Origin of the sequence: Microbacterium sp. cf046, assembly GCF_900114345.1 — a bacterium.
Taxonomy (GTDB): domain Bacteria; phylum Actinomycetota; class Actinomycetes; order Actinomycetales; family Microbacteriaceae; genus Microbacterium.
In genome coordinates, this window is the sequence record NZ_FOZJ01000002.1 from 1,016,406 (window position 1) to 1,038,927 (window position 22,522).

19 protein-coding genes and 1 other RNA gene are annotated in these 22,522 nt (G+C 69.0%); 9 read left to right on the forward strand and 11 right to left on the reverse strand.

The window, feature by feature from the left end; translation table 11 throughout:
• Window positions 1-20: 20 nt before the first annotated feature.
• Window positions 21-902: an LLM class flavin-dependent oxidoreductase gene (locus tag BM349_RS11115; RefSeq protein WP_091706903.1), complete on the forward strand. Its 882-nt coding sequence runs from the start codon at window positions 21-23 to the stop codon at window positions 900-902.
• A 12-nt stretch (window positions 903-914) separates the two neighbouring features.
• On the opposite strand, the gene BM349_RS11120 is transcribed toward BM349_RS11115, so the two are convergent.
• Entirely contained in the window at window positions 915-2,207 is a 1,293-nt protein-coding gene (locus tag BM349_RS11120; RefSeq protein WP_254773830.1) for an HNH endonuclease signature motif containing protein, read from the reverse strand.
• Window positions 2,208-2,377: 170 nt separating this feature from the next.
• On the opposite strand from BM349_RS11120, the gene BM349_RS11125 reads away from it, so the two are divergent.
• Window positions 2,378-3,703 carry a flavin monoamine oxidase family protein gene (locus tag BM349_RS11125; RefSeq protein ID WP_091706905.1) on the forward strand — a complete coding sequence of 442 codons (1,326 nt, stop codon included), beginning with the start codon at window positions 2,378-2,380 and terminating at the stop codon, window positions 3,701-3,703.
• Window positions 3,704-3,706: 3 nt separating this feature from the next.
• On the opposite strand, the gene BM349_RS11130 is transcribed toward BM349_RS11125, so the two are convergent.
• From BM349_RS11130 to ssrA, 3 genes are all read right to left on the reverse strand, one after another.
• Window positions 3,707-4,540 carry a PrsW family glutamic-type intramembrane protease gene (locus BM349_RS11130; RefSeq protein ID WP_091706906.1) on the reverse strand — a complete coding sequence of 278 codons (834 nt, stop codon included), beginning with the start codon at window positions 4,538-4,540 and terminating at the stop codon, window positions 3,707-3,709.
• Window positions 4,541-4,663: 123 nt separating this feature from the next.
• A complete protein-coding gene (locus tag BM349_RS18770) occupies window positions 4,664-6,679 on the reverse strand; it encodes a cell wall-binding repeat-containing protein (protein ID WP_175525272.1) in 2,016 nt (671 codons plus the stop codon).
• A 201-nt stretch (window positions 6,680-6,880) separates the two neighbouring features.
• Window positions 6,881-7,249, reverse strand: a transfer-messenger RNA (tmRNA) gene (gene ssrA, locus BM349_RS11140).
• A gap of 179 nt (window positions 7,250-7,428) precedes the next feature.
• Here ssrA and BM349_RS11145 point away from each other — a divergent pair.
• On the forward strand, window positions 7,429-8,064 hold the full coding sequence (locus tag BM349_RS11145) for a hypothetical protein (RefSeq protein ID WP_091706908.1): 636 nt from the start codon (window positions 7,429-7,431) through the stop codon (window positions 8,062-8,064).
• A gap of 23 nt (window positions 8,065-8,087) precedes the next feature.
• Here BM349_RS11145 and BM349_RS11150 read toward each other — a convergent pair whose 3' ends face one another.
• Window positions 8,088-9,419, reverse strand: coding sequence for a serine hydrolase domain-containing protein (locus BM349_RS11150; RefSeq protein ID WP_091706909.1), 1,332 nt, complete (start codon window positions 9,417-9,419; stop codon window positions 8,088-8,090).
• Between the two features lie 84 nt (window positions 9,420-9,503).
• On the opposite strand from BM349_RS11150, the gene BM349_RS11155 reads away from it, so the two are divergent.
• The 3 genes from BM349_RS11155 (at window position 9,504) to BM349_RS11165 (ending at window position 13,047) form a co-directional block, all read left to right on the forward strand.
• Window positions 9,504-10,175 carry an SIMPL domain-containing protein gene (locus BM349_RS11155; protein ID WP_091706910.1) on the forward strand — a complete coding sequence of 224 codons (672 nt, stop codon included), beginning with the start codon at window positions 9,504-9,506 and terminating at the stop codon, window positions 10,173-10,175.
• Window positions 10,176-10,271: 96 nt separating this feature from the next.
• A complete protein-coding gene (locus BM349_RS11160; RefSeq protein ID WP_254773831.1) occupies window positions 10,272-11,543 on the forward strand; it encodes a M20/M25/M40 family metallo-hydrolase in 1,272 nt (423 codons plus the stop codon).
• A 37-nt stretch (window positions 11,544-11,580) separates the two neighbouring features.
• Complete coding sequence (locus tag BM349_RS11165) at window positions 11,581-13,047, forward strand: MFS transporter (RefSeq protein WP_091706912.1); 1,467 nt, start codon at window positions 11,581-11,583, stop codon at window positions 13,045-13,047.
• A 164-nt stretch (window positions 13,048-13,211) separates the two neighbouring features.
• On the opposite strand, the gene BM349_RS11170 is transcribed toward BM349_RS11165, so the two are convergent.
• A complete protein-coding gene (locus tag BM349_RS11170; RefSeq protein ID WP_091706913.1) occupies window positions 13,212-13,505 on the reverse strand; it encodes a hypothetical protein in 294 nt (97 codons plus the stop codon).
• 107 nt (window positions 13,506-13,612) lie between these two features.
• Here BM349_RS11170 and BM349_RS11175 point away from each other — a divergent pair, with 107 nt between their 5' ends.
• Window positions 13,613-14,680 (forward strand): helix-turn-helix transcriptional regulator, encoded by a 1,068-nt coding sequence (locus BM349_RS11175; RefSeq protein WP_091706914.1) that lies wholly within the window; start codon window positions 13,613-13,615, stop codon window positions 14,678-14,680.
• Here BM349_RS11175 and smpB read toward each other — a convergent pair.
• The 5 genes from smpB to prfB all read right to left on the reverse strand — a co-directional run bounded on the left by smpB (window position 14,677) and on the right by prfB (window position 20,628).
• On the reverse strand, window positions 14,677-15,153 hold the full coding sequence (gene smpB / locus BM349_RS11180; protein ID WP_091706915.1) for an SsrA-binding protein SmpB: 477 nt from the start codon (window positions 15,151-15,153) through the stop codon (window positions 14,677-14,679). The two genes, BM349_RS11175 and smpB, sit on opposite strands and share 4 nt — an antisense overlap.
• A gap of 107 nt (window positions 15,154-15,260) precedes the next feature.
• Entirely contained in the window at window positions 15,261-16,175 is a 915-nt protein-coding gene (gene ftsX, locus BM349_RS11185; RefSeq protein WP_091706916.1) for a permease-like cell division protein FtsX, read from the reverse strand.
• Window positions 16,172-17,287, reverse strand: a complete 1,116-nt coding sequence (gene ftsE / locus BM349_RS11190; RefSeq protein WP_091707263.1) for a cell division ATP-binding protein FtsE — start codon at window positions 17,285-17,287, stop codon at window positions 16,172-16,174. Before ftsE ends, ftsX begins: the two co-directional genes overlap by 4 nt.
• 121 nt (window positions 17,288-17,408) lie before the next feature.
• On the reverse strand, window positions 17,409-19,328 hold the full coding sequence (locus tag BM349_RS11195; protein ID WP_254773832.1) for a hemagglutinin: 1,920 nt from the start codon (window positions 19,326-19,328) through the stop codon (window positions 17,409-17,411).
• A 190-nt stretch (window positions 19,329-19,518) separates the two neighbouring features.
• Entirely contained in the window at window positions 19,519-20,628 is a 1,110-nt protein-coding gene (gene prfB, locus BM349_RS11200) for a peptide chain release factor 2 (RefSeq protein WP_091706917.1), read from the reverse strand.
• A gap of 120 nt (window positions 20,629-20,748) precedes the next feature.
• Here prfB and BM349_RS11205 point away from each other — a divergent pair, with 120 nt between their 5' ends.
• Together BM349_RS11205 and BM349_RS11210 are read left to right on the forward strand one after the other, a co-directional pair.
• A complete protein-coding gene (locus tag BM349_RS11205; protein ID WP_091707265.1) occupies window positions 20,749-22,005 on the forward strand; it encodes an MFS transporter in 1,257 nt (418 codons plus the stop codon).
• Window positions 22,006-22,041: 36 nt separating this feature from the next.
• Window positions 22,042-22,416: a hypothetical protein gene (locus BM349_RS11210; protein ID WP_091706918.1), complete on the forward strand. Its 375-nt coding sequence runs from the start codon at window positions 22,042-22,044 to the stop codon at window positions 22,414-22,416.
• The last annotated feature ends 106 nt before the right edge of the window (window positions 22,417-22,522 follow it).

Sequence of the window (22,522 nt, forward strand, 5' to 3'; positions counted from 1 at the left end):
ACCGCGGTAGCGTGGCCCGGGTGAGACACGGAATCGTGATCCTGCCGCAGCAGGACTGGCCGGCGGCCGGACGACGGTGGCGACTGGCCGAGGAGTACGGGTTCGATCACGCGTGGACGTACGACCACCTGTCGTGGCGGAGCCTCGCCGATCAGCGGTGGCACGCGACGATCCCGACGCTGACAGCTGCGGCGATGGTCACGACCCGCATCGGCCTCGGGCTCTTCGTCGCGAGTCCGAATTTCCGCCATCCGGTCCCGTTCGCGAAGGAACTCGCGACGCTCGATGACATCGCTGGAGGTCGCGTGCTGGTCGGCGTCGGCTCGGGCGGCACCGGCTTCGACGCATACGTCCTCGGACAGCCTGAGCTGAGCCCCCGCGAACGCCACGGGCGCTTCATCGAGTTCGCAGAGGCGCTCGACACGCTCCTGCGGTTCGAACAGCCGGGTTCGGGCGGCATCTCCTTCGATGGAGACTGGTTCACATCGCGCAGCGCACGGATGGTCGGGGCGCCTGCCCGCCACCCTCGCATGCCACTGCTGATCGCGGGCAACGGCCCGAAGACGATCCGATTCGCCGCGAACCACGGGGATGGATGGGTGACCACCGGCGGAAACGAGGACGACCGCGAACGGTGGTGGTTCGAGCTCGCGGTTCTGGCGAGGCGATTCGAGGACGAGTACGCAGCTTCGGGCAGGCAGGGCGACATCCCGCGCTTCGTGTCGATCGACATCGAGTCGGCGTACTCCCTCGCGAGCTTCGCGTCCTACGAGGACGCGGTGAGCCGTGCCGAGACCCTGGGTTTCACCGATGTGGTCGCGCATTGGCCCCGCGAAGACGGGATCTACGCCGGCGATGAATCGGTCTTGGCCGAAGTGGCCGACAAGCTTCTGCAAGCGTGAGGATGTCCCGCGCTAGAACGGGGCGCGATCGTCCACGGACACACCGGTGCGCTCACTCGACACCGTGAATGCGGGCACCCGGCGCTCCGGTCGCACCACGTAGCTTCGGCCGGCCGGGGAGATCCACTCGACCGCGCCGCCGCTGTCTGCGATCTGTCTCAGGCGCCAGCCGCCGTGATGCTTGACTTTGTGGTGGCCTTTGCACAGTGGCGCGAGATTCTCGAGCCCGGTGTCGCCGCCTTGCTCCCAGGCGATGGTGTGATCGACTTCGCACCGGGAGGCCGGCATCCCGCACCCTGGCCCCATGCACCGGTCGGCGCGCCACTTCACGAGTCGCCTCAGCGACGCCGGAGGCGAGTACTGCGTCCGCCCCACCGAGAGGACCATGCCCGTCTCAGGGTGCGTGAGCACCCGCATCCACATGGCGTCGCCTCCGCACAGTTCGCGCGCCCGCGCGATCGGGATCGGGCCGATGCCCTCGACGGTCGCCGCGTCAGCGCCGGCCCGTGCGACCGACTCATCCGTCTGCTCGAGCAGCGCGAGGGCGGGCACGGTCACCACCACGGTCGCGCGGATGCCACGCGCTTCAGCGGGGTGTGCCGCCGTCGTACCCTCGATGAGGAGATCGGCCACCACGTCGGCCCGGATCTGATCCAGGGTGCGGGTTCCGCCTTCCTGCGCGAGGATCGTCTTCGCGATCGCAGTCGCTCTCCCGTACGCAGCGTGGGCCTCGATCTCCGGTCCGAGATGGTGCGTCCACGCCATGCCGTCCCCGACCGGCTCCACGAAGACCCTGCGGTGCACGAGCGCCGCCTCGTGACGTTCGGCCAGCGTAACGACCCGCGCGGACTCGATCAGCTTGCCCAGCTGCCGGCGGAACTCACCCACCGGGTGAACTTCGGCCAGCGCGAGCGCGCGATCGAAGAGCGCCGCCCTCAGCTCGGGCTCCAGCTCGTCCACACCATAGACGAGGATCTCGGCGTGCCGTTCGGTGATGCGTGCGCGCTCGAGGGCGCGCATCGCACTCGGGTAGCGGTGCACCAGGGCCTCCGCCAAGGCGATCAGGCTGCCCGCCGCGTGCTCGGTGATCCGCATCGCGGCGGCGAGCTCGAGGCGCAGGCCCCGCATGACCACGTCGGTGAAGTGCCGCCCGGCCACCGCTGCATCCGCCAGGTGCGCCCGGCGAAGCTCATCGATCTGCTCCAGCCGCTCCGCGGAGTACATCGCCATCGTCGCGGCGAGGTCCACCACGACATCGAGGCGGCCGGGTCTCGGCTCGTCGGATCGTGGCGGGTGTTCGATCATGACTTCGAGTTTAGTACATATGTGCGACATCGATTGCGAGCTCTCCACAGCCTGCCTCGCCGAGATGAGCGCGGCCGAAACCGCGAATCGCGGCGCGCTCTGCACTCCGCCGACGAGGGCGGTAGCGTCGGAATGCGGGTTGAGCTTCCCGCGCGAGGGAAGGTCGGGAGATGGAACGCTTCGACACGATCGTCATCGGCGCAGGAGTATCCGGCCTGACCGCGGCCCGCCTGCTCGCAGGCGCCGGCCAGAACGTCGTGGTGCTGGAGGCCCGGGATCGGGTCGGCGGCCGCGTCGTGACCGATCGGCGCTACGGACTCGCGACCGATCTCGGCGCATCGTGGATCCACGGCATCACTGACTCCCCGGTAGCGGCCGCCGCCGAGGCCTTCGGCATGCGCACGGTGGAGTTCACCGTCGGCGGATACCAGCCCGACAGTCGTCCGATCGCCTACTACGGTCCCGACGGGAAGCGACTCCCGGATGCCGCCGCCCAGAGCTTCGTCGACGACATCCACACGGTCGACGCGACCCTTCTGAACGTGGTCGCCGACTCGGATCCGGACGCTTCGTATCGTGACGTGACGGATGCCGCGATCGCGGCCCAGGGATGGGACGACGCTCGTGCACAGCGCGTGCGCGAGTATCTGGAGCACCGGTCGGAGGAGCAGTACGGGGCGTGGATCGAGGATCTCGCCGCGCACGGACTCGACGACGACTCGATCGACGGCGACGAGGTGGTCTTCCCCGACGGGTACGACCGCCTTCCGTCGCATCTCGCGGAAGGGCTCGACGTGCGACTCACGCACGTCGTCTCACGTCTGGAGTGGTCAGACGGTGTGACCGTGACCACTGACTTCGGCACCTTCTCGGCCGACCGCGCCATCGTCACGGTGCCGGTCGGCGTGCTGCAGTCGGATGACTTCATCATCGATCCGCCGCTTCCCGAGCCGGTCGCCGGTGCCCTGAGTCGACTGACGATGAACGCATTCGAGAAGGTCTTCCTCCGATTCCCGACGAAGTTCTGGGACGACGGCGTCTACGTGATCCGCCAGCAGGGGCCCGAGAGCCGGTGGTGGCACTCCTGGTACGACCTCACCGCCCTGCACGGCGCTCCGACCCTTCTGACCTTCGCCGCAGGGCCGGCGGCGGTCGAGACGCGCGACTGGAGCGAGGACGAGATCGTCGCCTCCGTGCTGGCTCAGTTGCGGCGCCTCTATGGCGACCGGGTCGAGAGTCCCACCCATGTGCACGTCACGGACTGGCAGGACGACCCGTTCTCACACGGCTCCTACGCGTACATGAAGGTCGGCTCGACGACGCAGGATCACGACACCCTGGCGACCCCGATCGGCGGCGTGCTCCATCTCGCCGGCGAGGCGACATGGACCGATGATCCCGCGACGGTGACTGCGGCGCTCTTCTCCGGCCACCGCGCAGCGGAGAACGTCCTCGGGCGGGAGATTCCGATCGAACGGGTGTGGAGCGACAGCTGACCGTCAGTCGGCGGAGCCGACGGCATCCGCTCGTCGTTCGAACGCGGCACAGGCCCGCCGCACCAGGACGAATGCGACGATCGCCGCAGCGCCCAGCACGACGGCGGCACCCAGGTAGACAAGGGGCGCCAGCCAGAGGCCGAGCACGTCCCACAGAAGATGCACCGCGAGCACGGATGCGAACGCTGCGACGAGAAGCCACCACTTCCGCCCTCGAGAGAGCACGACGTACGCCAGCGCGGCGCCCGCGATGGCGGTGTAGAGCACGTGGGTGCCGAACTGGAAGATCAACCGAGTGATCACCAGCTGCCACCCGGCCGTGATGTTGGCGGCATCGGACGTGTAGAGCATGTTCTCGACGATCGTGAAGCCGAACGCGACGAAATAGCCGATGATCAGACCGTCGAGGGGGCCGCGGAGTCGCGGCCGCAGCATCAGCAGCACCACCAGGACCGCGACGAGCTTGACGACCTCTTCGATGATCGGCGTGACGACGAATCGTTCGAGTCGCAGCGTGGCGCCGATGTTGACCAGCGTGATCGCCGACCCCGTGCAGAAGGTCGCTCCGATGAGGATCGACAGCAGAACTGCCGGTGCGGACGCGCGACGCTTCGGCAGCATGACCCAGCCGAACAGGAGCAGCGCGACGGCCTGGATGGCGCCGCCCAGCCACGTGACGACGAGGAGATCCGGCTGATCGAGCATCAAGACGAATCGGGGAACGATGACGACGAGACCCGCCACGACCAGTAAGACGTAGACCCACGTTGCGGGCCTGCGGAGGATGCTCGCGTTCGCATCGGCCGCGGCCGCCGACGTCGTCCGGGGCTCAGTCATCGGTGGCCATGCAGTGACGCTAGCGGACTGGGGCGGCCGGCGGGCCGTTGACGCCTCCTCGCAGAGGAAACTGCCGCTCCCGCAAGACCTCTCGGGATGTCGCTGCCCGTCCCGCGGCCCGCCTCAGCGCTGCGACTTTCGGTACCCGGCCGCGACCGCGGCGGCCTCGGTCGTGAAGCACTCCTCGGGATTCGTCGCCGCGTAGTACTGGCCGGAGGGAACGTGATAGATCATCGAGTTCGCGTTGCCCTTGATCGGCGCCCAAGCGGGACAGGTCCAGCTGTCGATCGGCGTCGTCCGGGAGGGGTATCCCACGGGCGCTGTCTGCTGCGACGCCACCGACATCTCGAGGTAGCCGACCTTGGTGCCCGTCACGACGACACTGATCCTCTTGCCTGCGTGCGCAGTGGTCAGCGCCAGCGCAGACCCCGTCGCCCCCGCCAGCGGCGCACCGTTGGCGTACCACTGATAGGTGTGGGTGGTGCCGGCCGTCCACACCCCGGGATTCGCCGTCACGCTCGACCCGACCAGAAGAGTCCCGCTGATCGTGGGCGCTCCGGGGCTCATGCACCCCGTGTTGGATGCCGCTGCATCGCTCACGACCGCAGGGCCGCCCATGATGATCTGGTTCGAGGCGCCGAGAGCGGCGATGGACTCCCGAATGGGACCCGGCACGCACGGCGCCGTCGAGATGTACAGAGGTGCCCCGAGGCGGCCTGCAAGGGCCGCGCCTGCGAGTGCGTCGGGGAAGTTCGCGCCGGTCGCGAGGAAGACATTCGCCGACGAGCCCGGCGCGAAGAATGCATTGTTCAGGTTCGCGGTGGTGTCATAGCGCGTGGCGCCACCGTACCGAGAGACCGAGTACTGGCTGGCGAGCTGGGTTTCGATGCCCGCCGAGACCACACCCGTACCACCGGCGATGACGATGTCCGACGCGCCAAGATCCGAGATGACGCCGAGTGACGCGGTGTCGAGCGCACCGGTCGTCCCCGGCACGAGGAGCACCGGCGCGGTGAGCTTGCCGGCAGCGCCGGTCGCCGCCAGCGCGTCCGGGAACGAGGTGCCGGTCGCCAAGAACACCGTGGCCGAGCCGGGGAATATGGACGACACGATTTTCCGACCCGTCGCGTATCGGTCGCTTCCTTCGAGCCTCTCGGTGGGCGCGACGATCTTAAAAGCGTCCACGATCGCCGGTGACACCGCGCCGGCGCCACCGATCACGTAGATCTTCGCGGGCGCGAGGCGCTGGATCTCGCCCAGCACGGTTTCGGGGAGCGAGTCAGACGGCGTCAACAGCAATGGGCCGCCGACGAATGCAGCGGCCGCGGCCGCGGACAACGCGTCAGGGAAGTTCGTTCCCGTCGCGACGAACACCGCGGGCACTCCTGGCGAGTAGCGCTGAGAAACCTGAATCGCCGTCTCGTAGCGACTCAAGCCGGACAGTCGCGTGATCCCGGGCCCGAACGGAGCGATCTCGGTCACGCTGCCCACAACCGGGTCAGCCGGCTGGCCGGACAGCGGCAGAGCCGGCGCCGGCGTCTCGATCGGTCCACAGCCTGCCAGCACGTCTTGGATGGCGGTCTTCTCGACCGAATCCACGGCGAGGTTCCAGCGCCACTTCACTGTCACCCAGTCGGTCATGTATCGGCACCGGGCGGAGTCAACGGGAGGCAGCCAGCCGGCGGGATCCTTGTCCGACTTGGCGGTGTTCACGGCTGCGGTGACGATGACGAGCGTCGCTGCGAAATCGGTCTCGTTCGCGTACGCGGTCCTCTGCGCATCCGACCACGCATCGGCACCAGAGACCCATGTCTCCTTCAGCGCGACGAGGTGGTCCATTTCGACGAGCGTCGCGTCCAGATGCGTGGCCCCGTCGTAGTAGGAGTACCACTCGCCAGTCGTCACCGTGCATGTGTCGGTGATCGTCGCAGGAACGATCGTCTCTTCGAGCAGGACCTCCTGGCGGGTGCGACAGCCGTCCCCGTCCGCGTCCTGACCCTCGTAGAAGAGGTCGCGATCGTACGTCGAGGTGGATGGAGCCGTCACCCGTAGATCGTCGAGGAGCGCCGCGACCGTCGTCGTGCTTCCGGGCTCGATCGTCGACGCGATCGCGGGCGGCGCGAACACGAGTGACGACATGACGATAGAAGCCCCGGCAACCATGCCAAGGCGCGCGCGTAGACGCATTGAAGCTCTCCCCCGATGGCCCGATCAGTGGACCAGCGATCAGCCTAACCGAGGGCGTCGCATGCACTGCACCGGTGTGCCTCGGCACGACCACGAAGGCCCGGCTCCCGCGTTGACCGCGGGCGCCGGGCCTGTTCACACGTGACAGCGGATTGGTGGAGATGGGGGGAATCGAACCCCCGTCCATCGCTGTGTCTCTGCGCCTTCTACGGGCGTAGCCTGTGCTGACGTTCTGCTCGGCCCCGACCTTTGCCACAGGCATCCAGGTCGACAGGCCCAGCCTGGGAAGAGTCCCACGTGACGTCCAGACGCCGTCACGCAGCAAGTTCCCTAGATGACGCCAGGGTCCGTAGCGGGAACGCCTACGGTCTGACGGCCTTCAGGCTCGCTTATGCAGCGAGGGCGAAGGCAGACTTCTGCTTTTCGGCAGTTATCTTTTTGCAAGGATCGTTTACGAGATAACCCTGCATCCTCGGCCCGCTTCTCGCAGGAGCTCAGGCGATGTCGAAACCGATCATCCCCATGGTCTCCCCTGTGTTGCAGAGGGCCGCTGTCACGCGCTGTGGAGTTGTCATGCACCCGCCACCCTGTCGGGTGCCGAGCATCACAGTCTACAACGGATGCCGCATCCCCGCGATTCCGCGGCGCTCCGGGCCGCGTCGCGACGCGCTGGAGCGCTGCGGGCCGGATACTGTCGACGCGTGTCGACCAAACGCCTGTGGCTGATCGCCGGATCGGCTGTCGCGGCAGTCGTGGCGCTCGTCCTCCTCGCCGGCTTCCTCGTGCCTCAGTCGTCGGAGGCCGAGCCGTCCCCGACGCCCACCATGACCGCATCCGCCGCACCCTCGCCGAGCGCCACGCCGGCGGCATCCGCAACCCCCTCCCCCACCGCGACCACCGTCGTCGCGACGTGCGAGACCACCTCCACCGACGCGTTCCGCGCGATGATGGCCGCGAACGGGTGGGTGTCATGGGAGACCCAAGGCCAGCTGGTCGGCCCGCGGCCCTTCGACGGCTTCCCGAACGGCAGCCCCCGCGGCGCCCTCGTCTGCCGGTGGGGCGCAGACCCCGGGCTCGCCCCCGACGACATCATCGACCTCGCCTGGGCTCCGATCGACCCCGAGAATGCGGTCGCGGCGATGCAGCAGCTCGAGGCATCCGGCTACACGCGAATCGATGCGCCCGAAGGCGTCTACCTCGCCCTGAAGGATCCGGCCGGCATACCGGTCGACGCCGAAGGCTATGCGGACACCTACCTCTTCACGCAGCGCGACGTGCGCTGGGCGGTGTTCAAGGCGTACACCGCCTCTATCAAGTCCCCGACCGAGGGCGGCTGACTCAGCCCGAGCTGCCCGTCGGCTCAGAGTTCGGGGACTATCGCCTGGAACTGCGCCTCGTCGGGAACGACCGGAGCAACGAAGGTCGTGCCTCCCGCCTCGGCCAGCGCTGCCGCGAAGGCCTCGGTGACGAACTCGCGCGGCGGAGTGGACGAGCCCGACAGGCCCGTGGCGATCACGACGATCGTCGTTTCGGAGGCCGGCTCGTAGCGCACAAGGGTGTTGTACCCCGGGATGTTGCCGCTGTGCCCGATCCAGCCGCCTTGGCAGACGATCGCGTCACCGTAGAACTCCTGCGGCGCCAGATCGGAGGAACCGAACGACTCCAGCCGTGCCACCTGCGCGGCCTCCGACAGCACGCCCTGTCCGGTCGCAAGCACCCGACCCCACGCCAGCATGTCGTCGACGTCGCTGATCATGGCGCCGGCGGCGCCGGCCGAACTGGGACTCCATTCCGTGGCGTCGACCCACTTGTTCGATGTCCCCCCGATGGGATGGACCACCGCCGGAAGCGTGTAGCCGATCATGCGCGGCTCGGCCAATTCGTTGTCGGTCGGATAGCTCGTCTCGGTCAGCCCGAGCGGGCCGAGGATGCGCTCGTCCAGTACGTCGGGCAGTGCCTGTCCGGTCACCTGCTCGATGACCAGACCCAGAAGGATGAAGTTGGCATTCGTGTACTGCATGTTCGATCCCGGAGCGAACGACGTGGGCATCGACCAGGAATACGCGAGCAGCTGCTCGGGCGTCCACTCCGCCTCCGGATCGGCCAGCACCGCGAGTCCCCAGGCCTCGTCGTCGGAGTAGTTGCCCAGCCCGCTCGTCATCGAGATGAGTTCGCGCAGCGTGATGCGCGTGCCGTTCGGCACGTCGGCCACGTAGTCGTCGATCGGGTCATCGAGCGACAGGCTGCCCTCCTCGGCGAGCTGGAGGATCACTGTCCCGACGAACGACTTCGTGACCGAGGCCACGCGCGCGTGTGCATCGACCGCGACCGGGGCGCCGGTGACGAGGTCTGCACCGTACCCGGCGCTCCAGGTGCCGGCGGGGCTGCGAACGCCGACGACCACTCCGGGAACCACCTCACGCACCCGCTCGTGCACGGCGGCCGCGGCGGCGTCGAACTCCGCGGCCAGTTCAACGGGCACGGGGTCGGTGGACTGCGTGTCCTCCGCGGCGGCAACCGCATCGGGGTCGGGCACGCATGCGGCCGCGGAGCCGGGAACCGGCTCGTGCACGGCCGCGGCATCCGTCGACGCCGGCGATGGCGGGCCGAAGGTGCAACCCGTCACCCCGACCACCACGGCGACGGTGAGCGCCGCCCACCCCGCAGCGCGCGTCGATGATGTGCTCCCCATGCGGCTCCCTCGCCGATCTCGCCGACCAGCGCAGTGCCGTCAGGCCAGACTCTACTCCCCGGTCGCGCGCGTAGAGTCTCAGCCATGAGCGAAGTCACCATCACCGTTCGAGGCGAGCACGAGACCCGCGTCGCCCCGGAAGAAGCCGTCGCGCACATCTCGCTGCGCGCAGAAGGCCGCGAACGCGGCGCCGTCGTCGAGAGGATCGCCGCCCTCGCGGCTCCCCTGCGCGATGACCTCACCGCCCGCAGGGATGCCGGGGGCCTGAGCGAGTGGTCGAGCCAGCGGGTGTCGGTGTGGGCGAACCGCCCGTGGAACAACGAGGGCAAGCAGCTCGCGCTCGTGCACTACGCCTCGGTGCAGTTCACCGCCACCTTCACCGACTTCGCAGCCCTGTCGTGGTGGATCAGCGACGTCGCCGAGCGCGACGGCGTGCAGGTGGACAACGTCGTGTGGCAGCTCACCCCCGCCACCGCGAAGTCGATGGAAGCCGATGTCGCCGCGCAGGCCGTCAAGGTCGCCGTCGACCGCGCGACCGCGTACGCGGGTGCGATCGGGCTGGCCACCCTCACACCGCTGGAGATCGCCGACCTGGGCCTGCTCACCCACGCGCCCGAAGGCGCCGCTCCGGCGCCCAAGATGATGCGCGCGATGGCGATGTCGATGGATGCCGGTTCCGCGGGCCCTGCGGTCGAACTGCAGCCCGAAGACATCGTGGTCACCGCAGCCGTCGAAGCGCGCTTCGCCGCCCGCTGAGCCCGCATGCCCGCTGCAGCCACGCCCCTGCCGGAGACCCTGACCCCTCGCCCGGGAGTGGGTGAACGCCTCTCCCGCATGATCAGGCTGCCGACCGTGAGCGCCGAACTCGACGCGCGCGGCCCGCAACCGTTCGAGGACTTCGTCGTGCTCCTCGCGGAGCTGTACCCGCTCGTGCACGAGCATCTTTCCCTCGAGCGGGTCACGGAGTTCGGCCTGCTCTTCCGGTGGGCCGGAGCTGCGGCATCCGCTCAGCCCGTCGTCCTGATGGCGCACTACGACGTCGTGCCGGTCGACGAGTCGGACGCCTGGACGTACCCGCCATTCGAAGGCCGCGTCGAGGACGGCTGGGTGTACGGCCGCGGTGCGCTCGACGACAAGGGACCGCTCGCGATCGTGCTGGAGGCGGTCGAGAACCTGCTGGCTGCCGGATTCACGCCCCCGCGTGACGTGTACCTGTCATTCGGAGGCAACGAGGAGACCTACGGCGCAGCGGCCGAGCAGATCGCGACCACACTGCAGGGCCGCGGCATCGTCCCGTGGCTCGTGCTCGACGAGGGAGGCGCGGTCGTCGACGCGCCCCTCCCGTTCGCGCTCGGGGATGCCGCGATGGTCGGCGTCGGCGAGAAGGGCGTGCTGACGCTCCGCCTCACCGCCCGCGGCGACGGCGGACACGCCTCCGCCCCGCCGAAGATCACCGCCGTGGGTCGCATCGCGCGCGCGATCGACCGGCTCGATCCGTGGACGTTCCCCGCGCACTCTCCGAAGGCGATCACCCGGATGCTGGCCCAGTTCGCCGACCGCGCATCCGGCGCCCCGCAGCTGCTCCTGCGCACCCTCGCGACGTTCCCCTGGCTGACCGCTCGCGCATTCGCGGCCATGGGCGGGGAGCCGGCCGCGCTCGTTCGCACGACGGTCGCCGCCACGATGCAGCAGGGCGGCACCGCCGCGAACGTGCTGCCGTCGCAGGCGTCGGCGACGCTGAATCTGCGCATCGCGCTGGGCGAGACGGTCGCCGGGACGGTCCGGCGCGTCAAGCGCCGCATCGCCGACCCGCTCGTCGAGGTCACGGTCGTCGAATCGAGTGAGCCGTCGCCCGAGTCGCCCACCGACAACGACCAGTTCGCCCTGATCGTCGACGCCGTGAACGCCTCGTACCCGAATGCGTCCACCGTTCCCTACGTGATGATGGCCGCGACCGACTCGCGACACTTCCACCGCTTCTCACCCGCGGTCTACCGGTTCGCACCGCTCGAGATGACCAATGCGCAGCGCGCGTCGATCCACGGCGTCGACGAGCGCGTCGAGATCGCGTCCCTCGAGCGCGGAGAGCTGTTCCATCGCGCTCTCCTGCAGCGGTTACAGTGATCGCACCCGAAACCCTCGTCTTCCCGAAGGAGCCGCGATGACGCGCGCCGCCACCCTGGGCACCCTCGCCACCGTCGTCGGATTCCTCGCGTTCGTCGAGTTCACCAGCGGCGTGCTGCAGGGCTACTACACGCCCATGCTCACCGACATCGCCCGGCACCTCGGTGTGCACGATGCCGACGTCAACTGGCTCGAGGGCGCCCAGCTCATGCTGTCGGCACTCGTCGTGCCCGCGTTCGCGAAGCTCGGCGACATGGTCGGGCACAAGCGGATGCTGCTCATCTCGACCGCCCTGACGGCGGCCGCGGCACTCGTGCTGCCGTTCACCGACTCGTTCCCGCTGTTCCTGGCCGCGTGGGCGCTGATGGGCTTCTACGTCGTGTGGCTCCCGCTGGAGATCGCCCTCATCTGGTCGCGCTCGCGCCGGATGGAAGGTCGCTCGGTCATCACGGCACGCGCGGCAGGTCTGCTCGTGGCCGCCCTCGAGGCGGGCGCGATCGTCGGCGCCCTCGTCGGCGGCGCACTGATCGACTCGCTGCCCCTCACAGTCGTCCTGCTCGTGCCCGCGGTGCTCATCGTCGTCTGCTTCTTCGTCATCATGTTCGGAGTCAAGGAGTCCCCGGAGCCGACCGGTGGCACCTTCGACACCGTCGGCCTGATCCTCATCTCGCTCGCCCTGATCTGCTTCACCGGCGGGCTCAGCCTGCTGCGCCTCGAGGGCGGGCTCGTGAACCCGTGGTCGTGGACGGTCGTGGCGCTCGGCATCCTGCTGGTCGTGCCCTTCGCCCTGTGGGAGCTTCGCCACGAGGACCCGCTCATCGACGTGCGCATGTTCCGCTCCCCCGCGCTCGGCCCGGTGTTCCTCACGGCCGGCCTCTTCGGGGTCAGCGTGCTGGGCGCTCAGGCGCCGCTGTCGACCTTCGCCCGCACCGATCCGGACGTGTACGGCTACGGACTCGGCACCGCGGGCTTCGCGACGTCGCTGATCATCGGCATCTACCTCATCGCGATGATCGTCGGCGCACTGCTGTTCCCGCTGATCGCCCGCCTCACCGCGCCGCGCCTGACACTGATGGGCGCGTCCACACTGGTGGCCATCGGCTTCCTGCTGTTCATCCCGTTCCACCAGACCTATACGCAGGTGATCATCAACATGGTGATCGTCGGCCTGGGTTCGGGTGCATTGGTCGCCGCACTGCCCGCGGCTGCGGCATCCGCTGCCCCCGCGACGCAGACCGGCGTCGCGACCGGCCTCACCAACTCGGTGAAGACGGTCGGCGGTGCGATCGCGTCGTGCGTGTTCGGCATCGCGCTGCTCCACGGCGCGACCGGCGCCGCAGCGGAGGGTACCGGCACCGCCGGATCGCTCGCCGGCTATTTCACCGTCTGGATCGTGTGCGGCGTGACCGCGCTCATCGCGGCGATCGCCCTCGCGTTCGTGCCGAAGACGGCGTTCACCGACCGCGCGGTCGCGGAGGCCGCAGCTGAGCCGGCGGTTCCGTAGGCGGAGGTCGGTGGTTCGGGCGCGGACATGACCGCGGGGTTCAAGTGCGACACGCGGGACGAAGGGATGCCGCGAGCGGAGTGCCTCCACGAATGCCCGCAGCTGTGCACGCGCTTAGCTCGACTCATCCCGCCTGGGCGCCAGGTGTGCTCCACGCGATTCGCCTAGGACTGGGCGGTCTCCTCTGTAGCGAGGATGCGCGTGATCGGATCGCCGGCCAGCGCGGGGCTGTTATCGGGGGTCGACCAGACCCGCGTGCGCAACGTCTGCAAGAACGCCTCGGCGCCCGCGGGCGTGTCGAAGTCGAGGTCGACCGATACGTAGTGCGGATCGTCTACCGGGCGTCGGACCGTGCAGGAGCGAACCCCGGCAGCGCTCCGCAGCGGGGCGAACCGCGTGAACGCACCCCGCCACGCGTCGAAGTCGGTGATCGGATGCTCGATGTGAAGTGTGTACATGTCCTCATGATGGGCCGCCGGGTCGGCGCATCCCATCCCAGACTCTTGGGATTCTCGCGTCTTGCGAGGACCTGGGATCCGCCCGCCGAGGCTCGTATCGTGGGCGTATGTCGTCGGATCTGCCGTGGCTGCTGACGCTGGACGCACTCGAGGAGGCGGCGCGCGGTGCAGCCGACTCGCGGCACTTCCGCGCCGAGGTGCTGCGGCGCCTGCGAACCGTCATGGACTTCGACTGGCACGTGTTCGCCCTCACCGACCCGGTCACCGGCGTCGGCATCGATCCGCTCGCGAGGATCCCGGACGCGCGCGAGGCCGCCCGCGCGATCAGGCTCAAGTACCTGACCTCGACGAACCGGTGGACCACGCTCGACGTTGCGGCGTCGCTGGGCGATCGAGCGGCGCAGAGCGCGCTGTGGCGCGAGATCCAGGAACCGGCGGGCGTCGTCGATGTGGCATCGGTCGTCCTGCGCGAGCACGCGAACTGCTGGGGCTTCGTGGACCTGTGGTCTCGGCGAGCGTTCCGGAGCGACGAGATGGCCACGCTTCGCGCAGTGGCGCCCGGACTCGCTCAGGCTGTGCGGATCATCCGCGGGCAGAGCTTTCAGCATCCTGCCGCTCCGCCGCCGGCATCCGGACCATCGGTGGTGCTGGTCGACGACTCGCTGTCGGTCGTCGGACAGACGGCGGATGCCGCTCCCTGGCTGCGGCTGCTGCTGCCCACCCCGGATCAGCTGACGCCGATCCCCGCCGCCGTCTACAACGTCGCGGCGCAGCTGCTCGCACGGGAGGCCGGCGTGGACGGAAGCGAGCCGTTGGCCCGGATGCCGGCATCCGACGGATCGTGGGTGCGGGTCAGCGCGGCCCGGGTGGAGCCGGCGCAGGGCATCGTCGTGACGATCGAGCCGGCGACGATGGAGGAGCGACTCGACCTGTTCGCGCGCGCCTTCGCCCTGTCGGTCCGCGAGCGGGATGTCGTGCTCGAGCTGTCGCGCGGGGCCGCGACGGCCGAGATCTCGACGCGCCTGTTCGTCTCGCCGTACACAGTCCAGGACCACCTCAAGTCGGTGTTCGAGAAGACCGGCGTGCGCAGTCGCCGGTCGCTGCTGGCTCGCGCGACGGGAGCGCACTCGCAGGGTCCGCCACAGCGCGCAGGTCCGGCGCCGACCCCGAGCTAGTCGCCGAGGCGGTTCTTCGAGCGCATCGCGCGCTCTGCCTCGCGCTTGTCCTGACGCTCACGGAGCGTCTGGCGCTTGTCCCACTCGTGCTTGCCCTTCGCGATCGCGATCTCGACCTTGGCGCGACCGTCCGAGAAGTAGAGCTTGAGCGGCACGAGCGTGTAGCCGCCCGCCGAGACGGCGTGCGAGAGCTTGATGATCTCGTCCTTGTGCAGCAGCAGCTTGCGCACCCGCTTCGTCGCGTGGTTCGTCCAGTGTCCTTGGGAGTACTCGGGGATGTGCACGGCATCCAGCCACGCCTCGCCGCCGTCGATGTACGCGTAGCCGTCCGACAGATTGGCGCGGCCCTGTCGCAGCGACTTCACCTCGGTGCCGGTCAGCACGAGGCCCGCCTCGTACGTCTTCTCGATGGTGTACTCGTGGCGCGCGCGACGATTGGTCGCGACGACCTGTTCACCGCGTTCCCTGGGCATGACGACTCTCCCGGCTCAGCATCCGGAGCGATTCCGGGGCCGCGCGGGCGCACGGCAGCCTGTCAGTCTAACAACACGGCTCGGCCGTGCAGACTGCCGTGGGCCGATCAGGCGCGCAGCCACCGCCGGATCGCGAAGCCGGCCGAGAACGCGGCCAGCACGATGCCGATCAGGATCAGGATCGGCACCACGACCCACGCATCGGCCACACTCACCCAGGTCGTCACGAAATCCACGCGCTGGCGCAGGTACTGGTCGACGCCGAAGTGCACGCCCGCGATGATCGCCGCGCCCGCGAGGAGCGATCCGAGCAGGGCCGCGAAGACCCCCTCCAGGATGAACGGCGTCTGGATGAACCTGTTCGACGCGCCGACCAGCCGCATGATGCCGAGCTCACGCCTGCGCGCGTAGGCGGAGAGGCGGATGGTCGTCGCGATCAGCAGCACCGCCGCCACGAGCATGAGCGCGGCGATGCCGACCGCGATGTAGGTCGCGACCGTCAGCGCGGAGAACAGCGGCTCGAGGTACTGCAGCTGGTCCTGCACCTCCTCCACGCCCTGCATCCCGGTGAACGCCTCGATGATCACGTCCGACTGGCCCTGGTCGATCAGGTTGATCCAGTACGTCTCGTTGAGCTGCTCGGGTGTGATGACGCTCGCGTAGTCCTCGCCGAGGAGTTCGATCACGTTCGCGTACGCCTGTTCGCGATCCTCGAACCGCAGATCGCGGATGAGCGGCGCGAGCGCCGGGCCGTCGAGCCTCGCCTGCACCTCCGCCAGCTGCTCGGGCGTCGCGACCCCGTCGGTGCAGGTCGCCGCCTGCGAGATCGCGGTGCACATGTAGATCGCGACCTGGGCGCGATCGGCCCAGTAGTCCTTCATCTGGCCGATCTGCATCTGCATCAGGATCGCGGCGCCGACGAAGGTGAGCGAGACGAAGGTGACGAGCACGACCGAGATGACCATCGACGCATTGCGCCGCAGCCCCGAGAGCGCCTCGGAGAGGACCAGCCCGACCCTCACGAGGTCGGCCCCACTTCGTCATCGGGGTCGGTCTCGCCGAGTCCCAGGCGATCCGCGAGACCCAGCTCGGCGACCTCGACCTCGGCGATGTCGACGATCGGGACGGGCTGCGTTCGGGGCGCCGGTGCGTGCGTCGGCGGAGCGGGCTCCGGCTCGGCTGCCACGGGTGCAGTCTTCTCCGCCGGCGCGGCGTGGTGCTCGTCGCTCTCGATCTCGCCGGATGCCGCACCGGGCGCCTCTTCGGCCGCGTCTGCCTCGGCGACGTCGGTCGACGCCTCGGCCGCCTGCGTCGTGCCGTGGCCGTACGCCGACGACACCGCCGAGGATGGGCTCAGTGCGGTCTCCCGCTGCACCTCGAGCACGGCTGTGAGCGCCGCCACCGCGGCCGCACCGCGCTCCGGCTCGGGTGCCAGGCTCGGCAGGCTCGACGTGTCGCCGTATCCGCCGTGGCGCTCGTCCCGCACCATCTCGCCCTCGACGAGCTCGATGACGCGGCGCTGCATCTGGTCGACGAAGCCGGCCTCGTGCGTCGCCATCACGACGGTCGTGCCACCCGCGTTGATGCGCGCGAGCAGCTGCATGATGTCGACGGACGTGCCCGGGTCGAGGTTTCCGGTCGGCTCATCGGCCAGGAGCACCTGCGGGCGGTTGACCAGTGCACGGGCGATCGCGACGCGCTGCTGCTCGCCGCCGGAGAGCTCGTGCGGGAACCGCTTCTCCTTGCCGGCCAGGCCGACCAGGGCGAGCACCTCCGGGACGGCCTGCTGGATGAATCCGCGGGATGATCCGATCACCTGGAGCGTGAATGCGACGTTCTGGAACACCGTCTTGTTCGGCAGCAGGCGGAAGTCCTGGAAGACGGCGCCGACGTGTCGCCGGAAGTACGGCACTTTGCGGTTGGAGAGCGACCGCAGGTCGCGTCCGAGCACGACGACGCGGCCGTCGCTCGGCGTCTCCTCGCGCAGGATGAGCCGCAGACACGAGGACTTACCCGAGCCCGACGCGCCGACGAGGAACACGAACTCGCCACGCAGCACCTCGAAGTCGACCTTGCTGAGGGCGGGCTTCGCAGTGCCGCGAAAGCGCTTCGTGACGTTCTCGAACCGGATCATGGCCATCCGAGCCTAAGCGGGTGACGGCCGAGCGCGTCGAGCGACACCCTGGCCTCGGCATCCGGTCATTCCACCATGCGTTTCGCACAGCGGAAGCGCTGTGCAGCGGGTGTGTCCCCCGTCACGGACTGCTGATGAGACCGCCGTTCGCGATCGTCAGCGCGGAGGTCTCGTGGCAGCTGGCCGGGATGTCGCGCTGTCCCGGGTTCGTGCTGTCGTAGCTGACCTTCCAGGAGAACGACCCGGATGCCGACTGCGCCGTGGTGTTGCTCGTGCTCACCACCTGCGGAGAGGCGCCTGCGACGGCGGCCGTCGTGCTGTAGATCGCCGATCCGCTGCAGTCGCTGGTCGCGTAGAGGTCGAACGACACCGTGCCGGCAAGCGCCCCACCCGCGGGCGCCGTCACAGTGACCGCGTCGTTCGGCACCCACGTCTGGGCGCTGCGCAGCGATGAGGCGACCGTCTGCACGACCACGTCCTCGTTGCTGTCACCGCAGGCGGCGTTGTGCGTGGTGCCGTTCGTGTTCGGCGAGCTGCCGCTGTAGACCGCCACCCAGTGGTACGTCCCGGCCGCTCCCGGCACGAACTGGGGTGCCGGCGTGTTGTAGACGCCGTTGCCGCTGACCGCCACCGTCGGTGACGTGTACGCCAGCGTCGTGCAGTTGTTCGGCCCGTACAGCTTGATTGTGATCGTCCCGCCGGCCGCTGCGCCACCGGTGCCGGTCAGGTTGATGATCGGGTTCGCCGGCTGCGTGGCCGTCCCACCCAAGCTGGCCGAGTCGGTCACTGCCGCCCCGAGGAACACATCGTCACCCGCGGTGGTCGCCAGAGACGGTGTCACCGGGTTCACCGTGAAGCACTCCGTCGCCGAGGAGTCGCTCGAGGAGGGGATGCCGTTCGCCGAGTCCCCGCTGAACACCGCCCGCCAGCAGTAGCGACCTGCAGAGGTCACGTACGCGGTCGGCGAGACGACGGTCACGGGATACGCCGCGCCCGTCAGGTTCGTCGAACCGACACTCGTGCCGTCGGCGGTGCAGAGTGCCGGAGAGTCCAGCTTGCACAGGAAGAAGGCGACCGAACCGGCCGGAGTCGCGGTGCCGCCGGTCAGGCTGACAACGGCGGAGTCCTTGACTCCCACGACGCCGGTGCCGATCGACAGTCCGCCAGCGGGCACATCCGCTCCTGCCGCCGTCTTCGGCGTCGTGACGGTGGTCGATTCGCAGTTGCTGATCGGAGGCGCGGTCCGCAGGATCGTGTCCTTGTAGTCGGCGGTGTCGGAGTTTCCGGTCACCGTGCTCGGAATCGTGTTCGCGAAGGCGAGGCACTGCGATGATCCGCCGAAGATGGTCGCCGTCAGGTCGACGGCGGCTTCACCGCGGAATCCGTCCGCGCTGTAGGCGGCCTGGGACACGGCGGCGTTCAGCAGCGTCGGGGCGCCGAGCGTCAGGTTCGGTGCCGTGCCGCTCCAAGTGCGCAGGTACAGATCGAGGCTGTTGCCCTGCTGATCCCAGAGGATCATGAAGTCGCCGGCCTTGCGATTGGCCCACGGGTTGCAGTTCGCGGTGAGCTGCGCCTCGGTCGCCGTCTCATACGCACAGCTGGCCGGTGCGGCGTTCTGCATGAACTCGTAGGCGATGAAGCCGCTGCCGGTGTTGTTGTCGCGCTCCCACGCGAAGTACAGCCAGTCGTGGTTCGTGCCCGCATCCCGCGCGGTGTCCAGCCACGCGCGCCGCAGGTCGACCTGGGCATTCGGGTTGGTCATGCCGAGCGTCGGCACGGCATCCGCGTGGATCACGCCGATCTTCGTGCTGCTCGAGTTGAGCGGCCCGAGCTCCTTCACACTCCCGAACACGTCCGCCAGCTCGGCGGTCCCGGCATCGGGCACGACGCCGTTGATGTCGAAGGGCCCGTCCGCGGCGAGCGCCGCCGGCGCGGTGACCATCGCGACCGAGAGCGTCACGGCGAAGACGCCTGCCAGCCACGGCGCTCTGCGGCGTCGCGATCGGGGTTCCGGACTCACGTTCGGGCGTGAAGTGTTCATGGCAACCCTCTCTCTCGCGCGCCACAGTGCTCGGCGCGGTACGAGGCCAGGCTAGGAACGGGGCGAGGCGGCGACCATCGGGTGATGTGCGTATCCGGGTCGGGTAAACGCCCTAGGGTCGGCGGCCGATCGCGTCAGCCGTTCGCGACAGGACCTCGCTCGCGGCGGGTCGGGATGCCGCGGCATCCGATCAGTCGTCGGCGGGGCGCTTGCGCCACTTGATGCCCGCGGCGATGAAGCCGTCCAGGTCACCGTCGAACACGGCCGAGGGGTTGTTCACCTCGTAGTCGGTGCGCAGATCCTTGACCATCTGGTACGGCGCCAGCACGTAGGAGCGCATCTGGTCGCCCCAGCTGGCGGTGATCACGCCGGCGAGGTCCTTCTTGATCGCCGCTTCCTGCTCCTTCTGGAGGATCAGCAGGCGCGACTGCAGCACGCGCATGGCGGCCGCACGGTTCTGGATCTGCGACTTCTCGTTCTGCATCGAGACCACGGTGCCGGTCGGCAGGTGCGTCAGGCGGACCGCGCTGTCGGTCGTGTTGACCGATTGGCCGCCAGGGCCCGACGAGCGGAAGACGTCGACCCGAAGGTCGGATTCCGGGATCTCCACCTCGACTGCTTCGTCCAGGAGCGGGATGACCTCGACGGCCGCGAACGAGGTCTGGCGCTTGCCTGCCGAGTTGAAGGGGCTCATCCGCACGAGGCGGTGCGTGCCGGCTTCGACGCTCAGGGTGCCGAACGCGTACGGCGCATCGACCTCGAACGTCGCCGACTTGATCCCGGCCTCTTCTGCGTAGGACGAGTCCATGATCGTGACCGGATACTTGTGCTGCTCCGCCCAGCGCAGGTACATCCGCAGCAGCATCTCGGCGAAATCGGAAGCGTCCACTCCCCCCGCCCCGGCGCGGATCGTGACGACCGCGGGGCGCTCGTCGTACTCGCCGTCCAGCAGGGTCTGCACCTCGAGCTGGCCGATGACGTCCTCGAGCTCGGCGAGCTCGTGACGGGCCTCCTCGGCGGCGTCCTCGTCGTCCATCTCGTTCGCGAGCTCGACCATCACCTCGAGGTCGTCGAGGCGGCGCTCGATGCCGGTGAGCCGCGCCAGCTCCGACTGACGGTGGCTGAGCGCGCTCGTCACCTTCTGCGCCTTGTCGGTGTCGTCCCACAGGTCGGGGGCGCCGGCTTCCTCGCTCAGGCGTGCGATCTCAGTGGTGAGGGCATCGACATCGACGACGGATCGGATGTCGGCGAACGTGGAGCGCAGCGCCTGAATGTCGGCGGACAGATCGAAATCAAGCATGACAGTCCAGACTAACGTGGATGCGGTGACCGCCGTTTCGTCTCGCCTCAGGCTCGCTCGACGGCCGGGCGCAGCCGCGTGACCGACCGCGCGTCGACCGTGCTCTGGCGGTTCGGGCCGATGATCTACGGGCCAACCGTGCTGTTCGCGCTCGGCGAGGGCGCAGTCATCCCGCTCATCCCGATCATCGCCGCGCAGCTCGGCGCCGACGTGGCGACCGCAGCGCTGGTCGCGTCGGCGCTCGTGGTCGGCCAGCTCTGCGGCAACCTGCCCGCCGGGTGGGCGGTCGCCCGCATCGGCGAGCGTCTCACGATGGCGATCGCGGGCACGCTGTCGCTCGTCGGCGTGATCGGCATGGTCTTCGCACCCATGCTCGGAGTGTTCGCGGCATCCGTCTTCCTGATCGGCTTCTGCGCAGCGGGATTCGGGCTCGCCCGCCACTCGTTCATGACGACCCGCGTGCCGCTGGCGTTCCGCGCGCGAGCGCTGTCGCTGCTGGGCGGGACGTTCCGGCTCGGCATGTTCATCGGGCCGTTCGTCGCGGCCGGCCTGCTGGCGCTGTTCGGCGACGAGCACGCCGCGATCTGGTTCTTCGGCGCGTGCCTGATCGCGACCGTGCTGCTGGTGCTGCTCGGTCCGGATCCGGAGAAGCAGATCCCGCCGCCGGCCGAGAACGTAATCACCCGCGCCACCTCGGCGATGGCGGAGGACACCGGCGAGGCGGTCACCGGGTCGATCCCGAGCGCGGAGCGCGTGGGCGTGTTCCGGACCATGTGGCTGTTCCGCCGCGTTCTGTCGCGGCTCGGCCTCGCCGCGGCATCCCTCTCCGCCGTCCGCTCCGCCCGCCAGGTCGTGCTCCCGCTGTGGGGCTTCTCCATCGGACTCGATGCGCAGACCATCGCCCTGGTGGTGGGAATATCCGGTGCGATCGACTTCGCCCTGTTCTATGCGAGCGGTCAGGTGATGGACCGCTTCGGCCGGCTCTGGGCCGCCCTGCCGGCGATGATCCTCATGGGTCTCGGGTTCATCGCGCTCGCCTTCACGCATGACCTCGACAGCGCGGCGATGTGGTTCGCGATGTTCGCGGCTGTCCTCGGAGTGGGTAACGGGCTCTCGAGCGGCATCCTGCTCACCCTCGGTGCGGACGTGGCGCCGAAGTCCGACCCGGCACCGTTCCTCGGCTCGTGGCGCACGCTCACCGACGCCGGCGGCGCGATCTCGCCGCTGCTGGTCTCGGCCATCACCGGGCTCTCGTCGCTCGCGATCGCGACCGGCGCCGTGGGGGTGGTGGGCCTGCTGGGAGCAGTCGCATTCCTGCGCTGGGTGCCCAGGTTCGTGCCGCGCACCGGGCCGGGTGAGGCGGCCGGCCCGCCCTAGACTCGTGCCTGCACCCACCCACGACGGGAGAGAGCCATGCTGTTCGTGTTCCTCGCGCTGTACGTGGCGCTCGGCATCGGATGCATCGTGCTCGGCGCTCGACGGCACAAGCGGTTATCGGTCATCTGCGGCGTCGTCGCGCTCGCACTGGCTCTGGCATCCCTCGTCGTCTGGGTGCTCTCCTCGATCGGAACGGCGCACTGGAGCGTCGACTTCCTCGAGTCCTTGCTCTCGCCCATGCCCGAATCGCTGCTCGATCCGGGTTCACTCCAGGACGCGTCGCAGGGCGGCGGTGTTCCGGTCATCGTGCTCGCGGTCATCGAGCTGATCGTGGCGATCGGGCTCTGGGCGATCCCCGGACTCGGTCTGGTCGCCGCGGGTCGCGCACCCCGTACCGAACCCGCCGGCTGAGCGCCCCTGTTGCAAGCCCGAAATCGGTCCTATCCTTGTAGGGCCGCTGGGGAGCGCATATCGGGTGATCACCGTGTCATCCACTAGGGGAATGCCCCTAGGCATG

Bases quoted from the DNA above. Each gene is read 5' to 3' on its own strand.
- BM349_RS11120 (WP_254773830.1), bottom strand. From the start codon at position 2,207: ATGATCGAACACCCGCCACGATCCGACGAGCCGAGACCCGGCCGCCTC.
- BM349_RS11125 (WP_091706905.1), top strand. From the start codon at position 2,378: ATGGAACGCTTCGACACGATCGTCATCGGCGCAGGAGTATCCGGCCTG.
- BM349_RS11130 (WP_091706906.1), bottom strand. From the start codon at position 4,540: ATGACTGAGCCCCGGACGACGTCGGCGGCCGCGGCCGATGCGAACGCG.
- BM349_RS18770 (WP_175525272.1), bottom strand. From the start codon at position 6,679: ATGTCGTCACTCGTGTTCGCGCCGCCCGCGATCGCGTCGACGATCGAG.
- BM349_RS11150 (WP_091706909.1), bottom strand. From the start codon at position 9,419: ATGGGGAGCACATCATCGACGCGCGCTGCGGGGTGGGCGGCGCTCACC.
- BM349_RS11155 (WP_091706910.1), top strand. From the start codon at position 9,504: ATGAGCGAAGTCACCATCACCGTTCGAGGCGAGCACGAGACCCGCGTC.
- BM349_RS11165 (WP_091706912.1), top strand. From the start codon at position 11,581: ATGACGCGCGCCGCCACCCTGGGCACCCTCGCCACCGTCGTCGGATTC.
- BM349_RS11170 (WP_091706913.1), bottom strand. From the start codon at position 13,505: ATGTACACACTTCACATCGAGCATCCGATCACCGACTTCGACGCGTGG.
- BM349_RS11175 (WP_091706914.1), top strand. From the start codon at position 13,613: ATGTCGTCGGATCTGCCGTGGCTGCTGACGCTGGACGCACTCGAGGAG.
- smpB (WP_091706915.1), bottom strand. From the start codon at position 15,153: ATGCCCAGGGAACGCGGTGAACAGGTCGTCGCGACCAATCGTCGCGCG.
- ftsE (WP_091707263.1), bottom strand. From the start codon at position 17,287: ATGATCCGGTTCGAGAACGTCACGAAGCGCTTTCGCGGCACTGCGAAG.
- BM349_RS11195 (WP_254773832.1), bottom strand. From the start codon at position 19,328: ATGAACACTTCACGCCCGAACGTGAGTCCGGAACCCCGATCGCGACGC.
- prfB (WP_091706917.1), bottom strand. From the start codon at position 20,628: ATGCTTGATTTCGATCTGTCCGCCGACATTCAGGCGCTGCGCTCCACG.
- BM349_RS11205 (WP_091707265.1), top strand. From the start codon at position 20,749: ATGATCTACGGGCCAACCGTGCTGTTCGCGCTCGGCGAGGGCGCAGTC.
- BM349_RS11210 (WP_091706918.1), top strand. From the start codon at position 22,042: ATGCTGTTCGTGTTCCTCGCGCTGTACGTGGCGCTCGGCATCGGATGC.